The organism is Nonomuraea sp. NPDC003707 (assembly GCF_053587055.1).
The window spans coordinates 20,614-35,914 of sequence record NZ_JBSFNK010000056.1; the positions used below are offsets into that span (position 1 = coordinate 20,614).

At 72.5% G+C, this 15,301-nt stretch carries 16 protein-coding genes; 10 read left to right on the forward strand and 6 right to left on the reverse strand.

Going from position 1 to position 15,301, the window contains the following annotated elements; translation table 11 throughout:
- The first annotated feature begins 71 nt into the window (after nucleotides 1–71).
- The 3 genes from ACWDRB_RS61635 to ACWDRB_RS61645 are packed head-to-tail and all read left to right on the forward strand — an operon-like array spanning nucleotide 72 to nucleotide 3,436.
- A complete protein-coding gene (locus ACWDRB_RS61635) occupies nucleotides 72–1,016 on the forward strand; it encodes a cucumopine synthase-related protein (protein WP_350742956.1) in 945 nt (314 codons plus the stop codon).
- The gene (locus ACWDRB_RS61640) at nucleotides 1,013–2,101 is read left to right on the forward strand and encodes an NAD(P)/FAD-dependent oxidoreductase (protein WP_449911129.1); all 1,089 of its coding nucleotides are present in this window, start codon (nucleotides 1,013–1,015) and stop codon (nucleotides 2,099–2,101) included. The genes ACWDRB_RS61635 and ACWDRB_RS61640 overlap by 4 nt, the downstream gene beginning before the upstream one ends.
- Before the next feature lie 27 nt (nucleotides 2,102–2,128).
- The gene (locus ACWDRB_RS61645) at nucleotides 2,129–3,436 is read left to right on the forward strand and encodes a cytochrome P450 family protein (protein ID WP_449911130.1); all 1,308 of its coding nucleotides are present in this window, start codon (nucleotides 2,129–2,131) and stop codon (nucleotides 3,434–3,436) included.
- 34 nt (nucleotides 3,437–3,470) lie between these two features.
- On the opposite strand, the gene ACWDRB_RS61650 is transcribed toward ACWDRB_RS61645, so the two are convergent.
- Together ACWDRB_RS61650 and ACWDRB_RS61655 are read right to left on the reverse strand one after the other, a co-directional pair.
- On the reverse strand, nucleotides 3,471–4,367 hold the full coding sequence (locus tag ACWDRB_RS61650) for an ABC transporter ATP-binding protein (RefSeq protein WP_449911132.1): 897 nt from the start codon (nucleotides 4,365–4,367) through the stop codon (nucleotides 3,471–3,473).
- 18 nt (nucleotides 4,368–4,385) lie between these two features.
- The gene (locus ACWDRB_RS61655) at nucleotides 4,386–5,009 is read right to left on the reverse strand and encodes a TetR/AcrR family transcriptional regulator (protein WP_449911134.1); all 624 of its coding nucleotides are present in this window, start codon (nucleotides 5,007–5,009) and stop codon (nucleotides 4,386–4,388) included.
- Between the two features lie 138 nt (nucleotides 5,010–5,147).
- Between ACWDRB_RS61655 and manA the strand changes: the two genes are divergently transcribed.
- Nucleotides 5,148–6,305, forward strand: a complete 1,158-nt coding sequence (manA, locus tag ACWDRB_RS61660) for a mannose-6-phosphate isomerase, class I (protein WP_449911136.1) — start codon at nucleotides 5,148–5,150, stop codon at nucleotides 6,303–6,305.
- 55 nt (nucleotides 6,306–6,360) lie between these two features.
- Nucleotides 6,361–6,963, forward strand: a complete 603-nt coding sequence (locus tag ACWDRB_RS61665) for a flavin reductase family protein (protein ID WP_449911138.1) — start codon at nucleotides 6,361–6,363, stop codon at nucleotides 6,961–6,963.
- On the opposite strand, the gene ACWDRB_RS61670 is transcribed toward ACWDRB_RS61665, so the two are convergent.
- A complete protein-coding gene (locus ACWDRB_RS61670) occupies nucleotides 6,960–8,525 on the reverse strand; it encodes an FAD-dependent oxidoreductase (protein WP_449911140.1) in 1,566 nt (521 codons plus the stop codon). The two genes, ACWDRB_RS61665 and ACWDRB_RS61670, sit on opposite strands and share 4 nt — an antisense overlap.
- A gap of 95 nt (nucleotides 8,526–8,620) precedes the next feature.
- Here ACWDRB_RS61670 and ACWDRB_RS61675 point away from each other — a divergent pair, with 95 nt between their 5' ends.
- Together ACWDRB_RS61675 and ACWDRB_RS61680 are read left to right on the forward strand one after the other, a co-directional pair.
- Entirely contained in the window at nucleotides 8,621–9,211 is a 591-nt protein-coding gene (locus ACWDRB_RS61675) for a helix-turn-helix domain-containing protein (protein WP_449911142.1), read from the forward strand.
- Between the two features lie 31 nt (nucleotides 9,212–9,242).
- Nucleotides 9,243–9,827: an Rv1733c family protein gene (locus ACWDRB_RS61680; protein ID WP_449911144.1), complete on the forward strand. Its 585-nt coding sequence runs from the start codon at nucleotides 9,243–9,245 to the stop codon at nucleotides 9,825–9,827.
- A gap of 234 nt (nucleotides 9,828–10,061) precedes the next feature.
- On the opposite strand, the gene ACWDRB_RS61685 is transcribed toward ACWDRB_RS61680, so the two are convergent.
- Entirely contained in the window at nucleotides 10,062–10,520 is a 459-nt protein-coding gene (locus tag ACWDRB_RS61685; RefSeq protein ID WP_449911146.1) for a VOC family protein, read from the reverse strand.
- A gap of 164 nt (nucleotides 10,521–10,684) precedes the next feature.
- Between ACWDRB_RS61685 and ACWDRB_RS61690 the strand changes: the two genes are divergently transcribed.
- The gene (locus tag ACWDRB_RS61690) at nucleotides 10,685–11,692 is read left to right on the forward strand and encodes a TIGR04222 domain-containing membrane protein (protein ID WP_449911148.1); all 1,008 of its coding nucleotides are present in this window, start codon (nucleotides 10,685–10,687) and stop codon (nucleotides 11,690–11,692) included.
- Between the two features lie 15 nt (nucleotides 11,693–11,707).
- On the opposite strand, the gene ACWDRB_RS61695 is transcribed toward ACWDRB_RS61690, so the two are convergent.
- Entirely contained in the window at nucleotides 11,708–12,601 is an 894-nt protein-coding gene (locus tag ACWDRB_RS61695; protein ID WP_350743055.1) for an ABC transporter permease, read from the reverse strand.
- A 142-nt stretch (nucleotides 12,602–12,743) separates the two neighbouring features.
- Nucleotides 12,744–13,571, reverse strand: a complete 828-nt coding sequence (locus tag ACWDRB_RS61700) for an IclR family transcriptional regulator (RefSeq protein WP_449911150.1) — start codon at nucleotides 13,569–13,571, stop codon at nucleotides 12,744–12,746.
- 214 nt (nucleotides 13,572–13,785) lie between these two features.
- Between ACWDRB_RS61700 and ACWDRB_RS61705 the strand changes: the two genes are divergently transcribed.
- Nucleotides 13,786–14,196: a RidA family protein gene (locus tag ACWDRB_RS61705; protein ID WP_449911152.1), complete on the forward strand. Its 411-nt coding sequence runs from the start codon at nucleotides 13,786–13,788 to the stop codon at nucleotides 14,194–14,196.
- Nucleotides 14,193–15,290 carry an aminotransferase class V-fold PLP-dependent enzyme gene (locus ACWDRB_RS61710; RefSeq protein ID WP_449911154.1) on the forward strand — a complete coding sequence of 366 codons (1,098 nt, stop codon included), beginning with the start codon at nucleotides 14,193–14,195 and terminating at the stop codon, nucleotides 15,288–15,290. Before ACWDRB_RS61705 ends, ACWDRB_RS61710 begins: the two co-directional genes overlap by 4 nt.
- Nucleotides 15,291–15,301: the final 11 nt, after the last annotated feature.

Here is a 15,301-nt window from a genome sequence, read left to right on the forward strand (position 1 = left end):
CACGTCAAGCACCGGTCAATAGCACGACCCCGCCTCTTTCAGCACAATTCGTGACGTTAGAGTGACGTATTGTGAACGAATCGAAGCGTGTGGAAATCACCTGGCCCAGCCTCGGCATCACCGTGGCCGCCGAACTCGACCAGCGCAACCGCGCCCTGGCCCAGTGCCTGTGGGACGCCCTGCCCTACCGCAGCCTGCAGGGGCACGCCCTGGTCGCCGGATATCACCTCTACCACGTCGCACCGGTCCATTCGCTGCTGCACACACCAGCGGAATACAAGGTTGACCGGCGCACCGTGCCCGACGGCACCCTGTTCTGCTCGCGGCTGCAGCATCTCGGCATCAAGTACGGCGAGCTCACCGAGCCCATGACCGCCACCCCGATCGGCCAGGTCGTCCCGGAGGACCTCGACGCCCTGGTCCAGGCCGGCCGCGACGTCTGGCACTCCGTCTACACCACCAAGAGGCCCGTCATCGCCGAAGTGCGCCGCGAGGGCGAGCCCAGCGGACACCAGCTCCCGCGCCTGCCAATCGGCGACCCGCAGCTCAACGAGCTGGTCAAGGACGTGCACGCCGAGACCGAGCGCATCTGGCTGGACCCGCCCCGCGAACTGCTCGACCTGCACGCGGGCCGCATCCCGTCCGGCGCCGGCAGCTACGAGACGGTCCTGACCACGCTGCTGTTCGTCAACGGCGAGACCCGGCCGCTCGGCTACAGCTGCTACGGCGGCCTCGTCCGCGCCGCCCTCGACGGCATGCCGATGCCGTGGCTGCGCCAGATGACCCGCCAGCTCGCGCACACGCCCGCCGAGTTCCTCGGCTACTGCGGCCTCGACACCCTGTGGGGCTTCACCCAGCGTCTGCTGGACGGGCTCGACCGGCTCGACGACCACGAGGACTTCGTCTCCGTCATGGCCCACATGGCCCTCTACTGCAACTGCCTCGGCGGCTGGAACCTGCACCTGTTCCCATGGGAGGCGGGCGAGCACCTGCGCCGCGAGGAGACGCCCGCATGAGCGGTCCGCGGGTAGTGGTCGTCGGCGGCGGCGTGATCGGCCTGTCGATCGCGTTCCACCTGGCCGAGGCCGGCGTCGACACCACGCTGCTGGAGCGGGACACGCTCGGCTCCGGCGCCTCGCGCGCCACCGCCGACGTGGTCCGCTCCTACTTCGCCGGCAACCCGGTCAGCTCGGCGCTGGCCGTGCGCAGCCTCGCGGCCTACCATGCCTTCCCGACCAGGCCGGGGATCGACCTGCCGCTGCGGCAGGTCGGTTACCTGGTGTTGTTCACCGAGGCCGACCAGGTGACCGCGTTCGAGGCCGACCTGCCCGCCCAGCACGCCGCCGGCGTCGACGTGAACCTGATCGGCGCGCAGGAGGCCAGGGAGCGCAACCCGCTCATCGGGGACTTCCCGCTGGTGGCCGCCGCGTACTCGCCGCAGGCCTACATCTCCGACACCACGGCCATCGTCACCGCCTACGCGCGGGCGGCCGAGCAGGCGGGCGCGACGCTGCGTACCGGCTGCCCGGTCACCGCCATCGACACGCGGGCCGGGCTCGTGCGGACCGCCGCCGGCGAGGTCGGCGCCGACGCCATCATCTGCGCCGCCGGCGCCTGGTCGGCCTCGCTCGTCCGCGACGCCGGCGTGGACCTGCCGCTCACCGAGCCCATCGAGCAGGAGCTGCTCACCACCGACCCGCTGCCGCCGGACACGCCGGACATCCCGGTCACCCTGCACGCCGCCACCGGCCTGCTGGTACGGCTGCGCGGCGACCGGCTGCTCATCGGCATGGGCTACCCGGGGCCCGACCGGGAGGCGTGGCGGCGGCAGGTCGCCGAACGCCTCGCGGCCACGTACCCGAGCCTGGCCGGGCTCGCGCTGCACACCGCCGTCACCGGCCTGCGCGACGCCAGCCCCGACAAGACCGCCTTCATCGGCCACCACCCCGGACCGCCGGCCTTCCTGTACGCGACCGGCTTCTCCGGGCACGGCCTGTGCAATGCGCCCGCCGCCGGGGAGCTGGTCCGCGACCTGTATCTCGACCAGGACCCCGGCTTCGACGTGACCGCGCTGGCCTTGAGCCCGCGCCGCGCGGGATGACCCAACGACAGACGGACGGGAAGACCCATGAGCCAAGAAAGCCGCCTCGATCAGGACACTCTCGACGCTCGGGAACAAGAAGCCGCAGACGGATACGACCCGGACGCCGTCCCAGGGTGCCCACATGCCCGGTTCGTCCTCGACCCGGCCACCCCGAGCCTGCACGCCGACAACGACCGGCTGCGTGCGGCCGGCCCGCTCGTGCCCGTGACGGCCGAGGGCGTACCGGCCTGGGCCGCCACCCATTACGCCACGCTGCTGACGGTCCTGACCCATCCGAGCCTGTCCAGGGACATCCGCCACTGGGCCACCCGCGACACCTGCCCGGCCGGCACCGCCATCGACCGCATCGTCACCGACACCTCGATGCTCAACGCCGAAGGCGACGACCACCGCCGCCTGCGCACCCCCGTGGCCGGCGCGTTCACCGCGCGCCGGCTCCGGCAGCTGCGCCCCAAGATCGAGGCGCTCACCGAAAGGCTCGTCGACGCCCTCGCCGAGCTGCCGCCGGACGAGCCGGTGGACCTGCGCAAGGAGTTCGCCTACCCGCTGCCGCGCGAGGTCATCTCCGAGCTGATCGGCATCCCGGCCGAGCACCAGGACGCGCTGCACGAGCTCTCCGACGCCGTGGCCCAGGTGTCCGACACGCTCGACGACTCGCCCGACGTACGCCGGGCCCTGCACGAACTGCTCGACCAGATCATCGAGGAGCGCCGGGACACGCCCGGCGAGGACCTCATCACCGACCTGTTCAGGCTGCGCGAGAAGGACGGCGACCGGCTGTCCTCCGACGAGCTGTTCGCCACCATCGAGCTGCTGTTCATCGCCGGGCACGTGACCACCGTCAACCTCATCACCAACGCCATCGGCGCCCTGCTCAACCGGCCTGACCAGCTCGAACTGCTGCGCACCGGCCAGTGCGACTACGGCGCGGCGGTCGAGGAGACGCTGCGCTGGGACTCGCCGATCGCCTACTTCCCGATGCGGTACGCCATACAGGACATCGAGATCGACGGCGTGCACCTGCGGACCGGCGAGCCCGTGCTGGCCTGCTTCGCCGCCACGGGGCGCGACCCCGGCCAGTTCGGCGAGAACGCCGACCGCTTCGACATCACCAACCCGCCGAGCGCCCACCTGGCCTTCGGGCACGGGCCGCACTTCTGCCTCGGCGCGCCGCTGGCCAGGATCGAGGCGGAGATCGCGCTGAAGGCGCTGTTCGAGGCGTTCCCGGAGATCGCGCCCGCCGCGCGGCCCGAGGACCTGGCCCCGCTGGACACGCTGCTGGGCAACAGCACCCGCAGCATGCCCGTCCTGCTCGGCCCGCGCGCCCGCTGAAGCGCCCCGGACGGGCGGGCCTGCCCGTCCGGGGTCAGCGCACGCTCTCCGCGTGCCGCTCGTAGTGGCGCAGGAACAGCTCCTCCAGCGTCGGCGGCCGGCTCACCAGGCTGCGCACGCCCGCCTCCGCGAGCCGGCGCAGCGCCGGGTCCAGCGCCACGCCGTCCACGCTGAACCGCACCCGCCCGTCACCGGCCCGCAGGTCGTGCACCCCGGGCAGCTCGGCCAGCCCGTCTGGCGGGCCCGCCAGCTCGGCCTCGATCGACGTGCGGGTCAGGTGCCGCAGCTCCGCCAGCGTGCCCGTCTCGACCGTGCGGCCGTCCCGGATGATCGTCACCCGCTCGCACAACGCCTCGACCTCGGACAGGACGTGGCTCGACAGCAGCACCGTACGCCGCGCCCGCTCCTCCCTGACGCACTCCCGGAACACCTCCTCCATCAGCGGGTCCAGGCCGGACGTGGGCTCGTCCAGGATCAGCAGCTCCCCCTCGGAGGCCAGCGCGGCGACCAGGGCCACCTTCTGCCGGTTGCCCTTCGAGTACGTCCGCGCCTTCTTGCGCGGATCCAGGTCGAACCGCTCCAGCAGATCCGCCTTGCGCCGCGCGTTCAGCCCGCCGCGCAACCGGCCCAGCAGGTCGATCACCTCGCCGCCCGACAGGTACGGCCACAGCGTCACGTCGCCCGGCACGTACGCCAGGCGGCGGTGCAGCTCGCCCGCCTCCGACCACGGGTCGCCGCCCAGCAGCCGGGCGGTGCCCGAGTCGGCCCGCACCATGCCCAGCAGGATCCGGATCGTCGTGCTCTTCCCCGCGCCGTTCGGCCCCAGGAAGCCGTGCACCTCACCGGCCCGCACACCGAGATCGAGCCCGTCCAGCGCCCTGGCCGTCCCGAACGACTTCACCAGCCCCTTCACCACGATGGCGTCACTCATGGTGGTGCTCCTCCAGATTCACGTGGTCGCGCCCCGATCGAGGGCCTTCCTGGCCTCAGCGGCCTCCTCCAGGCTGAGCAGCGGGTGAGAGTAGAGGTCCACGATCACCCGCATCAGCTTGACCTGCCCCTCCGGGCTGGTCAGATCCACACCCATGCCACGCTCGACATGCCGGCGCAGCACCGTGGCCGACAACGCCATCGCCGCGATCATCGTCGAACGGGACCGGGCGTCCACGTCGGGAGGATCGGCACGACTCCTGTCGGCCTCCGCGATCCACCCCTCGCCGAGGTCCACCATCTCGTCGAACAGCGGCGCCGCCCACCCCTCCGTCAGCGCCCGCGCCAGATAGGGCTGGTACGGGCCCATGACGGCGGCCGGGTTGAGCCCGGCGCCGTAAGGGTCGCTCGCGGCCTGCTCGCTCAGCCTGCGGATCGTCTTCATCAGCTGCTCGTCGCACGCCTCGCGCAGCGCCTGCTTCGAGCCGAAATGATGGCGCACCAGGCCCAGGGACACGCCGGCGCTCTCCGCGATGTCGCGGATCGTCGCCCGCTCGAACCCGTGCTCGCCGATGTGCCGCATCGCCGCGTCCCTGATCCGCGCACGCGCCGTGAGATCCTCTGGATCCGGTACGGTCGTCATCCCGTTCCCCTGTATAGCTCGCTGTTCATCTGAAAAGCAGACTATACCCGTGTATAGCAGCCCTGCAACGCGGCCCCCGGCTACGCACATCCGGCCGTCTCGTTCTACGCTCCAAGCACGACGATCGGAGACAACGCCGTGCCACAGCCCGACCCGGCGCCCATGCGCCTGGCCACCGCCATCCGCCCCTACGACTGGGGCTCGGTGACGGCCCTGCCGCAGCTCTTCGGCACCGAGCCCACCGGCCGGCCCCAGGCCGAGCTCTGGATGGGCGCCCACCCCGGCGACCCCTCCACCGTCGGCGGCACCCCGCTCAACGAGCTCATCGCCGACGACCCCGCCGGCACCCTCGGCGAGGCCACCGCCGCCCGCTTCGGCCCCGCCCTCCCCTACCTGCTCAAGGTCCTGGCCATCGAACGGCCGCTCTCCCTCCAGGTCCACCCCACCACCGAGCAGGCCCAGGCCGGGTTCGCCGACGAGGACGCCCGCGGCGTCCCCATCGACGACCCCGCCCGCACGTACAAGGACACCTCGCACAAACCCGAGATGGTCTGCGCGATCACCCCCTTCCACGGCCTGTGCGGCTTCCGCGACCCCGCCGCCACCGCCGCCCTCCTCGACCGTCTCTCCGTGCCGGACCTGGCCCCCTGGAGCGACCTGCTCAGAGCGGGCGACCTGCGCACCGTGTTCGCCCAGATGCTCGACGACGCCCACGAGCCGCTGCGCGCCCAGGTCGAGCACGCCCTGCGCGAGTCCGACGACCCCGGCCTGGCCGTCTACGGCGACCTCGCCCGCGCCTGCCCCGGCGACCCGGGCGTCACCGCCGCGCTCCTGCTCCACCACGTCAACCTGGCCCCCGGCCAGGCCCTCTACCTCGGCGCCGGGGTCCCCCACGCCTACCTCGGCGGCATCGGCGTCGAGATCATGGCCAACTCCGACAACGTGCTGCGCTGCGGGCTCACCACCAAGCACATCGACGTGCCCGAGCTCATGCGCGTCGTCGACTTCACCCCTTCCGCCCCCCACCTGGTCCGGCCGGAGCAGGACACGCCCGGCGAGCACCACTACCGGCCGCCGGTCCCCGAGTTCGCCCTCACGCGCTACGACCTCGACAGCCCCCACACGCTGCCCGGAGGCGCGCCCCAGATCGTCGTCTGCATCGACGGGGAGGCCCGCCTGGCCGGCCTGACGCTGCGGCCGGGCGAGTCGGCGTTCATCCCCGCGGCTGCCGCATCGGTGCTGCTTGCCGGGAAGGGGACGGCGTACCGCGCCGAGCCGGGCGCCTTTACATTGTAGATTCGCTACAACGTTTCGGTCCGGCGTTGAACGTCCCGTTCCTAGGCTCGCCCGCATGAACACTGTGACCATCGAGCCGAGCATCCTGTACTTCGGGACCCCGGTCGTCCTGCTCTCCACCGAGAACCCGGACGGGACGTTCAACCTCGCCCCGATGTCCTCGGCCTGGGCGCTGGGCCAGGTGATCGTGCTGGGGCTGGGCGCCGAGGGGCAGACCGCCCGCAACCTCATGAGCCGCCCGGAGGTGGTCGTCAACCTGCCCGCTCCTCACCAGTGGGAGGCGGTCGAACGGCTGGCGCCCCTCACCGGGCGGCACCCGGTGCCGGCGACCAAGCATGCGGGCTGCCGGTACGAGCCCGGCAAGTTCGCCGCGGCCGGGCTGCGGCCCGAGCCCTCCGAGACCGTGCGGCCGCCGCGCGTGGCCCGGTGCCCCCTCCAGTTCGAGGCACGGGCGGAGCGGGTGGGCCACGACGTCTCGGGGTCGTTCGTGATCGCGGAGGCCGTCGTGAGCAGGGTGCACGCGGACCCGCGCATCGTGGTGCCCGGCACCCAGCACGTGGACCCGGGCACGTGGAGCCCGCTCATCTACAGCTTCCGCCACTACTTCGGCCTCGGCCCCGAGCTCGGCCACTCCTACCGCAGCCAGACGCCCCGCTAGGGCAGTCGGCGGACCTTGAGCACGTTGTCCGTGTGGGTGCCGGGCCGGCCGTCCGGGTCGTCCTGGGCGCGCTCGTACTCCTCGCTGACCTGCACCTCCCACTCCCCCTCCGGCAGCCGGAGCGCGTCCAGGACCTCCTGCGGCGTGGGGAAGTGCACCTCGGGGTGCGCGTTCTGCGCCCAGGACGGCCATGCCGCGTGCCCGACGACCAGCAGCACGCCGCCGGGGGCGACCACCGACGCGGCGGCCCGCAGGATCTCCTCGCGCGGCAGGTTCACGAACGAGTGCAGGAAACAGGCGGAGACGAGGTCGAAGACGCCTTCGGGGAAGGACACGCCCAGGTCGTGCCACTGCCAGTCGATGCGATCGGCGACCCCTGCCTCCTTGGCGTGTGCGGCGGCGCGTTCGAGGGCCACGCCGGAGACGTCGGCCGCGGTGACCCGCCACCCCCTGCCCGCGAGCCAGATCGCGTCGCCTCCCTCGCCGGAGCCCAGGTCCAGCGCCGTGCCGGGCTCGAGGTCCGACACCTCGCGGACGAGCGTCACATTGGGGTTCCCGCTCCAGATCCGGGTCTTCTCGGAGTAACGGGAGTCCCAGTACTCCTCCGGGGCGACATCCATGGCGGCGACGGCGCGGCGGGTCTCCTCGGCGACCAGGTCGGCGTTGATCGCCGCCGCCGCCCGCACGCCCGCCGCCGCGGCGCCGATGACCTGCTCGTTCAGGGTGGTCACGTTCCCCGCCACCCACACCCCGGGCACGCTGGTGGCGCCCATCGGGTCGGCGGGCACGCGGGTGCCGATCACGTGCCCGGACATCTCCATCTCCTCCGTCTCCAGCCCCAGCGCCGCGAGCAGCCCCGCCTGGGCGGTGAGAAGGCCGGCGGTCGCCAGAGCCTGGCAGGCCACCACGCGCCCGTCGGCGAGCCGCACCCCGGACAGCCTCCCGTCCGTCACCTCCAGGCCCGCCACCTTGCCCTCGACCACGGTGACGCCCCTGGCGGCGAGCTGACGCCGCTGGTCGTGGCCGAGCTCGGGCGCGGTGTGCGGGAAGAAGGTCACGTCGGCGCTCCACTGCCGCCACAGCAGCGCCTGGTGAACGGAGAGCGGCCCCGTGCCCAGGATCGCGATCGCCTGGTCGCGCACCTCCCAGCCGTGGCAGTACGGGCAGTGCAGCACGTCCTTGCCCCACCGCTCGGCCAGGCCCGGCACGTCCGGCAGCTCGTCGGTCAGGCCGGTGGTGACCAGCAGCCGGTCCGCCTCGACCGTGGCGCCGTCCGCCAGCGCGACGCGGAAGCCCCCGTCGTCGAGTCGCTCGGCGGTGGTGACGGTGCCGGTCACGATCTCCCCGCCGTACCCGATCACCTCCTCCCGGCCCGCGGCCAGCAGTTCGAGCGGCGAGAGTCCCTCGCGCCCCAGGTACGTGTGCACGCCCTCGGCGGGCGCGTTGCGCGGCCGGCCGGCGTCGACCACCAGCACCCTGCGCCGCGCCCGGCCCAGCGTGAGCGCCCCGCTCAGTCCCGCGGCCCCGCCCCCGACCACCACGACGTCGTACTTCGCGTCCATCTCGCCTCTCCTCACGGTGATTCCGATGTCCGACACTGTCCGCGCCCGGCGGCCGATTTGACAAATTCCATTGCCGAAATGGCAAAGTGGGTCGCATGGACGACCTCGACGACGTACTCCAGTCCGTGGGGCCGCGGCTGCGGTCGGTGCGCCAGGAGCGTGGCGAGACGCTGGCGCAGCTGTCCGCGAGCACCGGCATCTCCGTCAGCACCCTGTCCCGCCTGGAGTCGGGTCAGCGCAAACCGACCCTGGAGCTGCTCCTGCTGCTGGCCCGGGCGTACCAGGTGCAGCTCGACGAGCTGATCGACGCGCCGGTGACCGGTGACCCGCGCGTGCATCTGCGCCCCTTCAAACGGCACGGCACGACGTTCATCCCGCTGAGCCGCCGGCCCGGCGGGGTGCAGGCGTACAAGCAGATCTTCCCGCCGCACTGGCCGGGCTACGAGCCGGGGCCGTCGGACCAGAAGGTCCACGAAGGCTACGAGTGGATGTACGTGCTGTCGGGGCGGCTGCGGCTGCTCCTCGGGGAGCACGACGTGATCCTGACGGAGGGGGAGGCGGCGGAGTTCGACACGCGGACGCCGCACGCGTCCGCCAACCCCGGCCCGGAGCCGACCGAGATCCTCGCCCTGTTCGGCCCTCAGGGGGAGCGCATGCACGTCCGCGCCCGCCCGACCGCCCGGTGAGCACCCGGTGCTCTGGTGCATGATGATGCACGTGACCGAGTCGGTGATGCGGTGGGTGCGGCGGCACCGGCCGGACGGCAACCCGCTGCGGCGGCGCTCCGACCGCCTGGAGAGCGCCGTGCTGCTCGTGACGGTGGTCCTCGTCCTGCTCAGCGTGTGGCCCGCGGCGGCGGCGGGGCGGCAGTCGTACGAGCACGCGCTGCCGGCGCTCGGCGACGGGCGCCGGGAGGTGGTGGCGACGTTGCTGGCCGACGCGCCGGTGACGCGCCTGTCGTTCGGGGAGGCGCCCCGGAGCGAGCCGGCCCCGGCGCACTGGACGACGCCGGCCGGGCTGGCGCGTACCGGCCGGGTGATGGCGCCGCCCCTGGCCAAGGCGGGCACGGAGGTGCGGATCTGGGTCGATCCCGGCGGCCGGCGGGTCAGCTCGCCGCCGAGCCCCGGCGACCTCCGGGTCACGGCCGTGGCGACGACGCTGCTGCTGGTGCTGGTGGCGGCGGTGGTCGCGGGGCTGGGGTTCGCGGGCTTCCGGCTGCTGCTCGACCGGGGACGTTACCGCGAGTGGGAGGCCGCCTGGTCGCTGGCCGACGCGCGGTGGCGGCGCCGGCGTTCGTCGTAGCCGCCGGGCCGTCGATTCCGTCCTATACCGAAATCGCATGCCCGGTCAGGGCCCGAGTCAAGGGCCTGCCCAGGTCAAGGGCGGTATTCACCCGAATCGCGGTGATCTCCGGGCGTCTAAGGTGTAGGGGATGGGAAGCGTCACCCGGATGAACGGGGTGCGGGCGCGGGGCGTCCTGCCCGGCCAGGCGGAGCTGGAGCCGCCGCGACCGGTGCGGGCGCCCCGCTGACGCACTCAGGCGTCGGTGCCGAAGCCGTCGAGCGTGTGGCGCTCCTCCAGGTCGCGCAGCTCCTCGAAGACCGTGATGTGCAGGCCCGCGGGCGCGTCCAGCCGGGCGTTCAGCGACTCCCAGGGCGTGACCGTGGGCGGCGCCACCTCCGTCGCACCCGCCGCCACCAGCCGCCCGGTGGTGCCCCGCGCGTCGTCCACCTCGAACGCCACCCGGAGCTTCGGCGCCACCTGCCGTCCCACCTCGACCTCGTCGATCATCTTCTTCTGCGCCGGGTTCGCGATCTCCAGCGTGGCCCGCCCGGCGTCCAGGATCGCCACCCGCGCGCCGTCCCCGCCGGAGAACGCGGCCTGCTCGGGAAGGCCCAGCACATCACGGTAGAAGGCCAGCGCGGCCTCGTAGTCCTCGGCCTCCACCACCAGCCGGAGCTGCCGTACGGGGCGGTCGTCGGTGGGTGCGCTCATGCGATCTCCTCAGCGGGAATGCGGGCGTTCCTTGCCTCGTGCAACCCACCTGCCCCGTCCGTTCATCCCGCTCGCATGGTTCGAGAAACCTGTAAGTTTTTCCGGGAACCCTCGCGCCTCCGGAAGAGTCCTTCATGCAAAGGGGCCGCCTCTGGGGAGGCTGTATGGACGGGGTCTTACACACGGCTGCCATCGTGCTGCTCGCGCTGGTCGTCCTCACCGCGATCCGGACGCAATTCGCGTTGTTCCGTGCCCGTTCCGTCGCGGCGCGCGGGAGCCACCGGCTGAGCGTCTACGAGGCGGCGTTCCTCGCGGGCGGGCCGCGGCGGGTCATCAACGCGGCGCTGGTGTCGCTGGTCTCGCAGGGCGGGGTGCGGGTGTCGAGCGAGGGGCTGGTCACGCCGGTGAAGGGGTTCCGCGTGACCAAGTCGGTGCCGGTCGAGCGGGCGCTCTACCGGCACGTGCGTTCGGGCGGGGGACCGCACACGACGGCCGAGCTGAGGCACCAGACGGTCCGCGATCACGCGATGCGGCGGCTGGCGACGCCGTTGTGGCGGCAGGGATTCCTGATGTCGCCAGCCGTCCGGACGCGGTCGCGGCGGCGTACGAGCTGGCTGGCCGTCTTCGCCGGGCTGGCGGCGGTCGTGGCCGTGGTGAGCCTGCTCCTGCGCGCCCCGCCGGCCACGATGGTGATCGCCGGGGCGGCCGCCGTCGTCGGCGTGCTCTGCTTCTTCCTGCTGCGGCGCTCCATGGCGAACCCGGTGACCAGAGCCGGGCGGGCCGCTCTGCGGCAGGCCGAGGTCGACGACCTGGCGGACGGGTCCTGGAAGGTCTCGGACGACGCCGGGGTGGTGGCGCTGCGGGGCCTCACCGAGCTGCCGGACCGGCGGCTGGCCGGCTCGCTGGCCCGCGACACGCGGGCCAGGAGCCACCGCGGGGCGCGGGCGGCGTGCTGCGCGCCCGGCCATTGCGGGTCGTACGGCAGCCCCGCCTACTCCTACGGCGACCCCTCGTACGAGGGCAGGTTCTTCGACTTCGGCGGCCTGTTCGACGGCGGCGGCGGGTCCCACGGCCATGACGGCGGCGGAGGCTGGGGCGGCTCCGACGGTGGAGGCGGTGGGTCCGACGGCGGGGGCGGTGGCGGTGGGTGCGGCGGTGGAGGAAGCCAGTGACACCGCCGTTCCCGGTCAGCCCCGCCCGTAGCGGTCCTCGGCCCGCCAGAAGTACCAGAACCCGAAGATCAGCGAGAACACCGCCCAGAACACGCACGACAGCCACACCGTCCGCGGCGGGACGTGGCTCCCGATCAGGATGTCGCGCATCCACTCGATGTAGGAGGCCGCCGGGTTCAGGTACATCACCGTCGCCACCCACTCCGGCAGGCGGGCGCTGTTGACGACCTTGTCATGGATGGCGAAGAACACCCCGGACGCGTACAGCCACGTCCGCATGATGAACGGCAGCAACTGGCTGAGGTCCCGCACCGTGGACCCCAGCCTGGCCAGCACCAGCCCCGCCCCGATGTTGAACGACGTCTGCAGCGCCAGCACGATCGGCACCATCAGCCAGAACCACGTGGGGAACTCCCCCGTCACCGTCACGATCAGCAGCAGCACCCCCATGGAGATGGTGAGCTGCTGCAGCTCCTGGATCGTGTACGCCAGCGGCAGCGACGCCCGGGGGAAGTGCAGGGCGCGGATCAGCGACAGGTTGCCGGAGATCGACTTGGCGCCCGCGGTGACGGTCCGCTGCGTGTACGTGAACACGAACATCCCGGTCAGCAGGAACGCCGGGTAGTTGTCGATGTTCTTGCTGCCGCCGAGGATGAGGCCGAACATCACGTAGTAGATGGCCGCGTTCAGCAGCGGGGTGAGGATCTGCCAGAGCTGACCCAGCGCGGATCCCGAGTATTTGGAGACGTTGCGCGAGGTCGCGTACGTCAGGATGAAGTGCCGCCGCTCCCACAGCTGGCGCGTGTAGACGGGCAGTCTCGGGCGCGCGATGGCGGGGCGCAGCCCGTGTCGCCTGGCGAGTTCGGCCAGTGACCCGCTCTCCGGCGGGGCGTTGTCCAGTTGGCTCATGAGCACCTCACTGCGTTGCGGTCCCCGGCCCCGGTCGTGGCGGCGCGCGCCCGTTCCCGATGCCGAGGCTAACCGATCAACCGGCGTCATCGCAGCTAGCGGGCGGTAGCCGTTTCCGTGCGGCGCGTCCGGGGCGGTGTCCTTATCGGGCGATGCAGGGACACACCCTCCTATCCGGCACCGCGTGGGCCACGGCCCGCCCGCGCAGGAGGCCGGTCGCCATCGCGGCCGCCTCCCGGACCCCCAGGGTCATCGTGGCCTGCCTCTCCTGGAACCGGATCGTCGGGACGGACACCGTGAACGCGCCCGTCGGCGAACCCGTCTCGTCGAAGAAGGGCGCCGACACGCAGCACACGCCCTCGCTGAACTCCTCATGGTCCACCGCGTAGCCCTGCCTGCGCACCCGGGCCAGCTCGACGGTGAGGTGGTCGTGGTCGACGATCGTGCGCGGGGTGACCGCCTTGAGCTCCACTCCCTTGAACATCGCCGCCACCTGATCCTCCGGCAGGAAGGCGAGCACCGCCTTGCAGGAGGCGCGCGCGTGCATGTGCCCGGTGTAGCCGACGTCGAGCTCGCCGACGCTCATCGCGTGCGGCCCGGAGATGTAGTGCTGCAACGTCAGCGTTCCGTGCTGCCAGCCGGAGATGTAGGACGTCTCATGCGTCCTGTCGTGCAGCCGGGCCAGGATCACCGCCAGCTCGGGCGCCGGTCCCGCCCGGCGCTGGAGGTGCCGGTTCAGCGACGCCGCCCGGTGGCCGACGTCGTACCGGCCGCCGGAAAGGCGCACCACGTAGCCGCCGGCCAGCAGCGTGCGCAGGAGGTGGTAGCAGGTGCCGAGCTTGATGCCGAGCTGACGGCTGAGCACCTTCGCGGTGGCGGTGCCGTCCGCGGCGGCCACGGCCTCCAGCACGTGCAGGCCGCGTTCCAGCGTGAGCAGCACGGTCTTCCCGCCGGCCTCCGGCTCGCTCATGTCCGCCTCCCCGTCAGGTCCCGCCGGGCGAGTACGCCCGCGGTCTCCATCATGGTGCGCCGGGCCCCGGCCACGTCAGCGGGGCGCGGTCGCGCCGAAGGGGGCGGCCCGATTTTCGACTATCTGAAATTCCGCAGGTGGCCGCGTGATCCGGCCGGTCTCCCCCGCCTAGCGTTGTGACGCCCCAGAAACCGGCCCTCCGAGGAGAGACCCGATGATCCGCCGCTGGAATCCCGCCACGCTGGCCCCGCCGATCGGCCAGTACAGTCACCTCGCCTCGGTGCCGGCAGGCCATGAGCTGGTGATGATCTCCGGCCAGGTCGGCGCGCTGCCGGACGGCACCCTCGCGGGCCCGGACGCGGAGACCCAGACGCGGCAGATCTTCGCCAACATCGAGCTGCTGCTCGACTCGCTCGGCGCGGGGCCGCAGCACCTGGTGAAGCTGTTCACCCTGGTCGCGGGCGTCGAACATGTCGCGGGCTGCCGCGCGGCGCGGGCGGAGACGTTCGCGAAGTGGTACCCGGACGGCGACTGGCCCGCCCATTCGCTCGCGGTGGTCACGGCCCTGGCCGATCCGGCGCTGACCGTCGAGATCGAGGGCGTGGCCGCCCTGCCCCGCCGATGAGCCCGGAGGACTTCCGAGGGCTCTTCCCCGCGCTGCGCTCAACGGTATGGCTGGACACGCCGGGCGTTCCTCCCGGTGCGGACCCGGTGACCGAGGCCATGCACCAGGCCGTGTCCGACTGGTCCACCGGCGAGCTCGACTGGCCCGCCTGGGACGCGGCGGCGGCCCGGGCCCGCGCCCTGTTCGCCCGGCTGATCGGGGTCGAACCCGCCACGGTGTCGGCCCTCGGCTCGCTCTCCGAGGCCGCCGCCACGATCGCCGCGTCCCTGCCGCCCGGCCGGATCGTGGTGGCGGCCGAGGAGTTCCGCAGCAACCTGTTCCCGTGGCTGGCCCGGCACGACGTGGTCGCGGTCCCGGCGCGCGACGGGGAGACCCGGGTGGAGGATCTGATCGCCGCGCTGGACGACGACACCGTCCTGCTCGCCGTCAGCGAGGTGACCAGCAGGGAGGGACAGCGGCTCGACCTGCCCGCCCTGCGGGAGGCGACCGACCGCGTGGGCGCGCGGCTGTTCGTCAACCTCACGCAGTCGCTGGGCGCGCTGCGCTACGACCCGGCGGCCGTGCGCCCCGATTACCTCGCCGTACACGGCTACAAGTGGTTGTTGTGCCCGCGTGGCGCGGCCTGGCTCGTCACCAGGCCGGACCGGCTCGGCGGCCTGACGCCGCTCGCGCCGAGCTGGAAGTCCACCAGTCCCCCGCACGGCTACTTCGGCGGCCCCATGGGGTTGGCGGACGATGCCGGCCGGTGCGACACCTCCCCCGCCTGGTTCTCGTGGATCGGCGCCTGCGCGGCTCTTCGCCTGTTCCGCTCGCTGGACGCCGGCCGCGTCGAGCGGCACTGCCTCGATCTCGCCCGGCAGCTCACCGAGGAGGCGCGAGGGGCCGGGTTCCGGCGGGTGGTGAACGGCCCGCTCTCCCAGATCGTCGTGCTGCACACCGATCATGCCGACCGCCTCTCCGCGAGGTTGCGCGAACGGGGTGTGCGGGCGACCGCGCTCGGCGACCGCGTGCGTTTCGGTTTCCACTACTTCAACGACGAGGACGACGTACGGACGACGTTGAGCGTCCTCACGGACGGGAGGATCACGCCTTGAGGTAGGCGAGC

Bases quoted from the DNA above. Each gene is read 5' to 3' on its own strand.
- ACWDRB_RS61640 (WP_449911129.1), top strand. From the start codon at position 1,013: ATGAGCGGTCCGCGGGTAGTGGTCGTCGGCGGCGGCGTGATCGGCCTG.
- ACWDRB_RS61645 (WP_449911130.1), top strand. From the start codon at position 2,129: ATGAGCCAAGAAAGCCGCCTCGATCAGGACACTCTCGACGCTCGGGAA.
- ACWDRB_RS61650 (WP_449911132.1), bottom strand. From the start codon at position 4,367: ATGAGTGACGCCATCGTGGTGAAGGGGCTGGTGAAGTCGTTCGGGACG.
- ACWDRB_RS61655 (WP_449911134.1), bottom strand. From the start codon at position 5,009: ATGACGACCGTACCGGATCCAGAGGATCTCACGGCGCGTGCGCGGATC.
- ACWDRB_RS61665 (WP_449911138.1), top strand. From the start codon at position 6,361: ATGAACACTGTGACCATCGAGCCGAGCATCCTGTACTTCGGGACCCCG.
- ACWDRB_RS61670 (WP_449911140.1), bottom strand. From the start codon at position 8,525: ATGGACGCGAAGTACGACGTCGTGGTGGTCGGGGGCGGGGCCGCGGGA.
- ACWDRB_RS61675 (WP_449911142.1), top strand. From the start codon at position 8,621: ATGGACGACCTCGACGACGTACTCCAGTCCGTGGGGCCGCGGCTGCGG.
- ACWDRB_RS61685 (WP_449911146.1), bottom strand. From the start codon at position 10,520: ATGAGCGCACCCACCGACGACCGCCCCGTACGGCAGCTCCGGCTGGTG.
- ACWDRB_RS61690 (WP_449911148.1), top strand. From the start codon at position 10,685: ATGGACGGGGTCTTACACACGGCTGCCATCGTGCTGCTCGCGCTGGTC.
- ACWDRB_RS61695 (WP_350743055.1), bottom strand. From the start codon at position 12,601: ATGAGCCAACTGGACAACGCCCCGCCGGAGAGCGGGTCACTGGCCGAA.
- ACWDRB_RS61700 (WP_449911150.1), bottom strand. From the start codon at position 13,571: ATGAGCGAGCCGGAGGCCGGCGGGAAGACCGTGCTGCTCACGCTGGAA.
- ACWDRB_RS61705 (WP_449911152.1), top strand. From the start codon at position 13,786: ATGATCCGCCGCTGGAATCCCGCCACGCTGGCCCCGCCGATCGGCCAG.
- ACWDRB_RS61710 (WP_449911154.1), top strand. From the start codon at position 14,193: ATGAGCCCGGAGGACTTCCGAGGGCTCTTCCCCGCGCTGCGCTCAACG.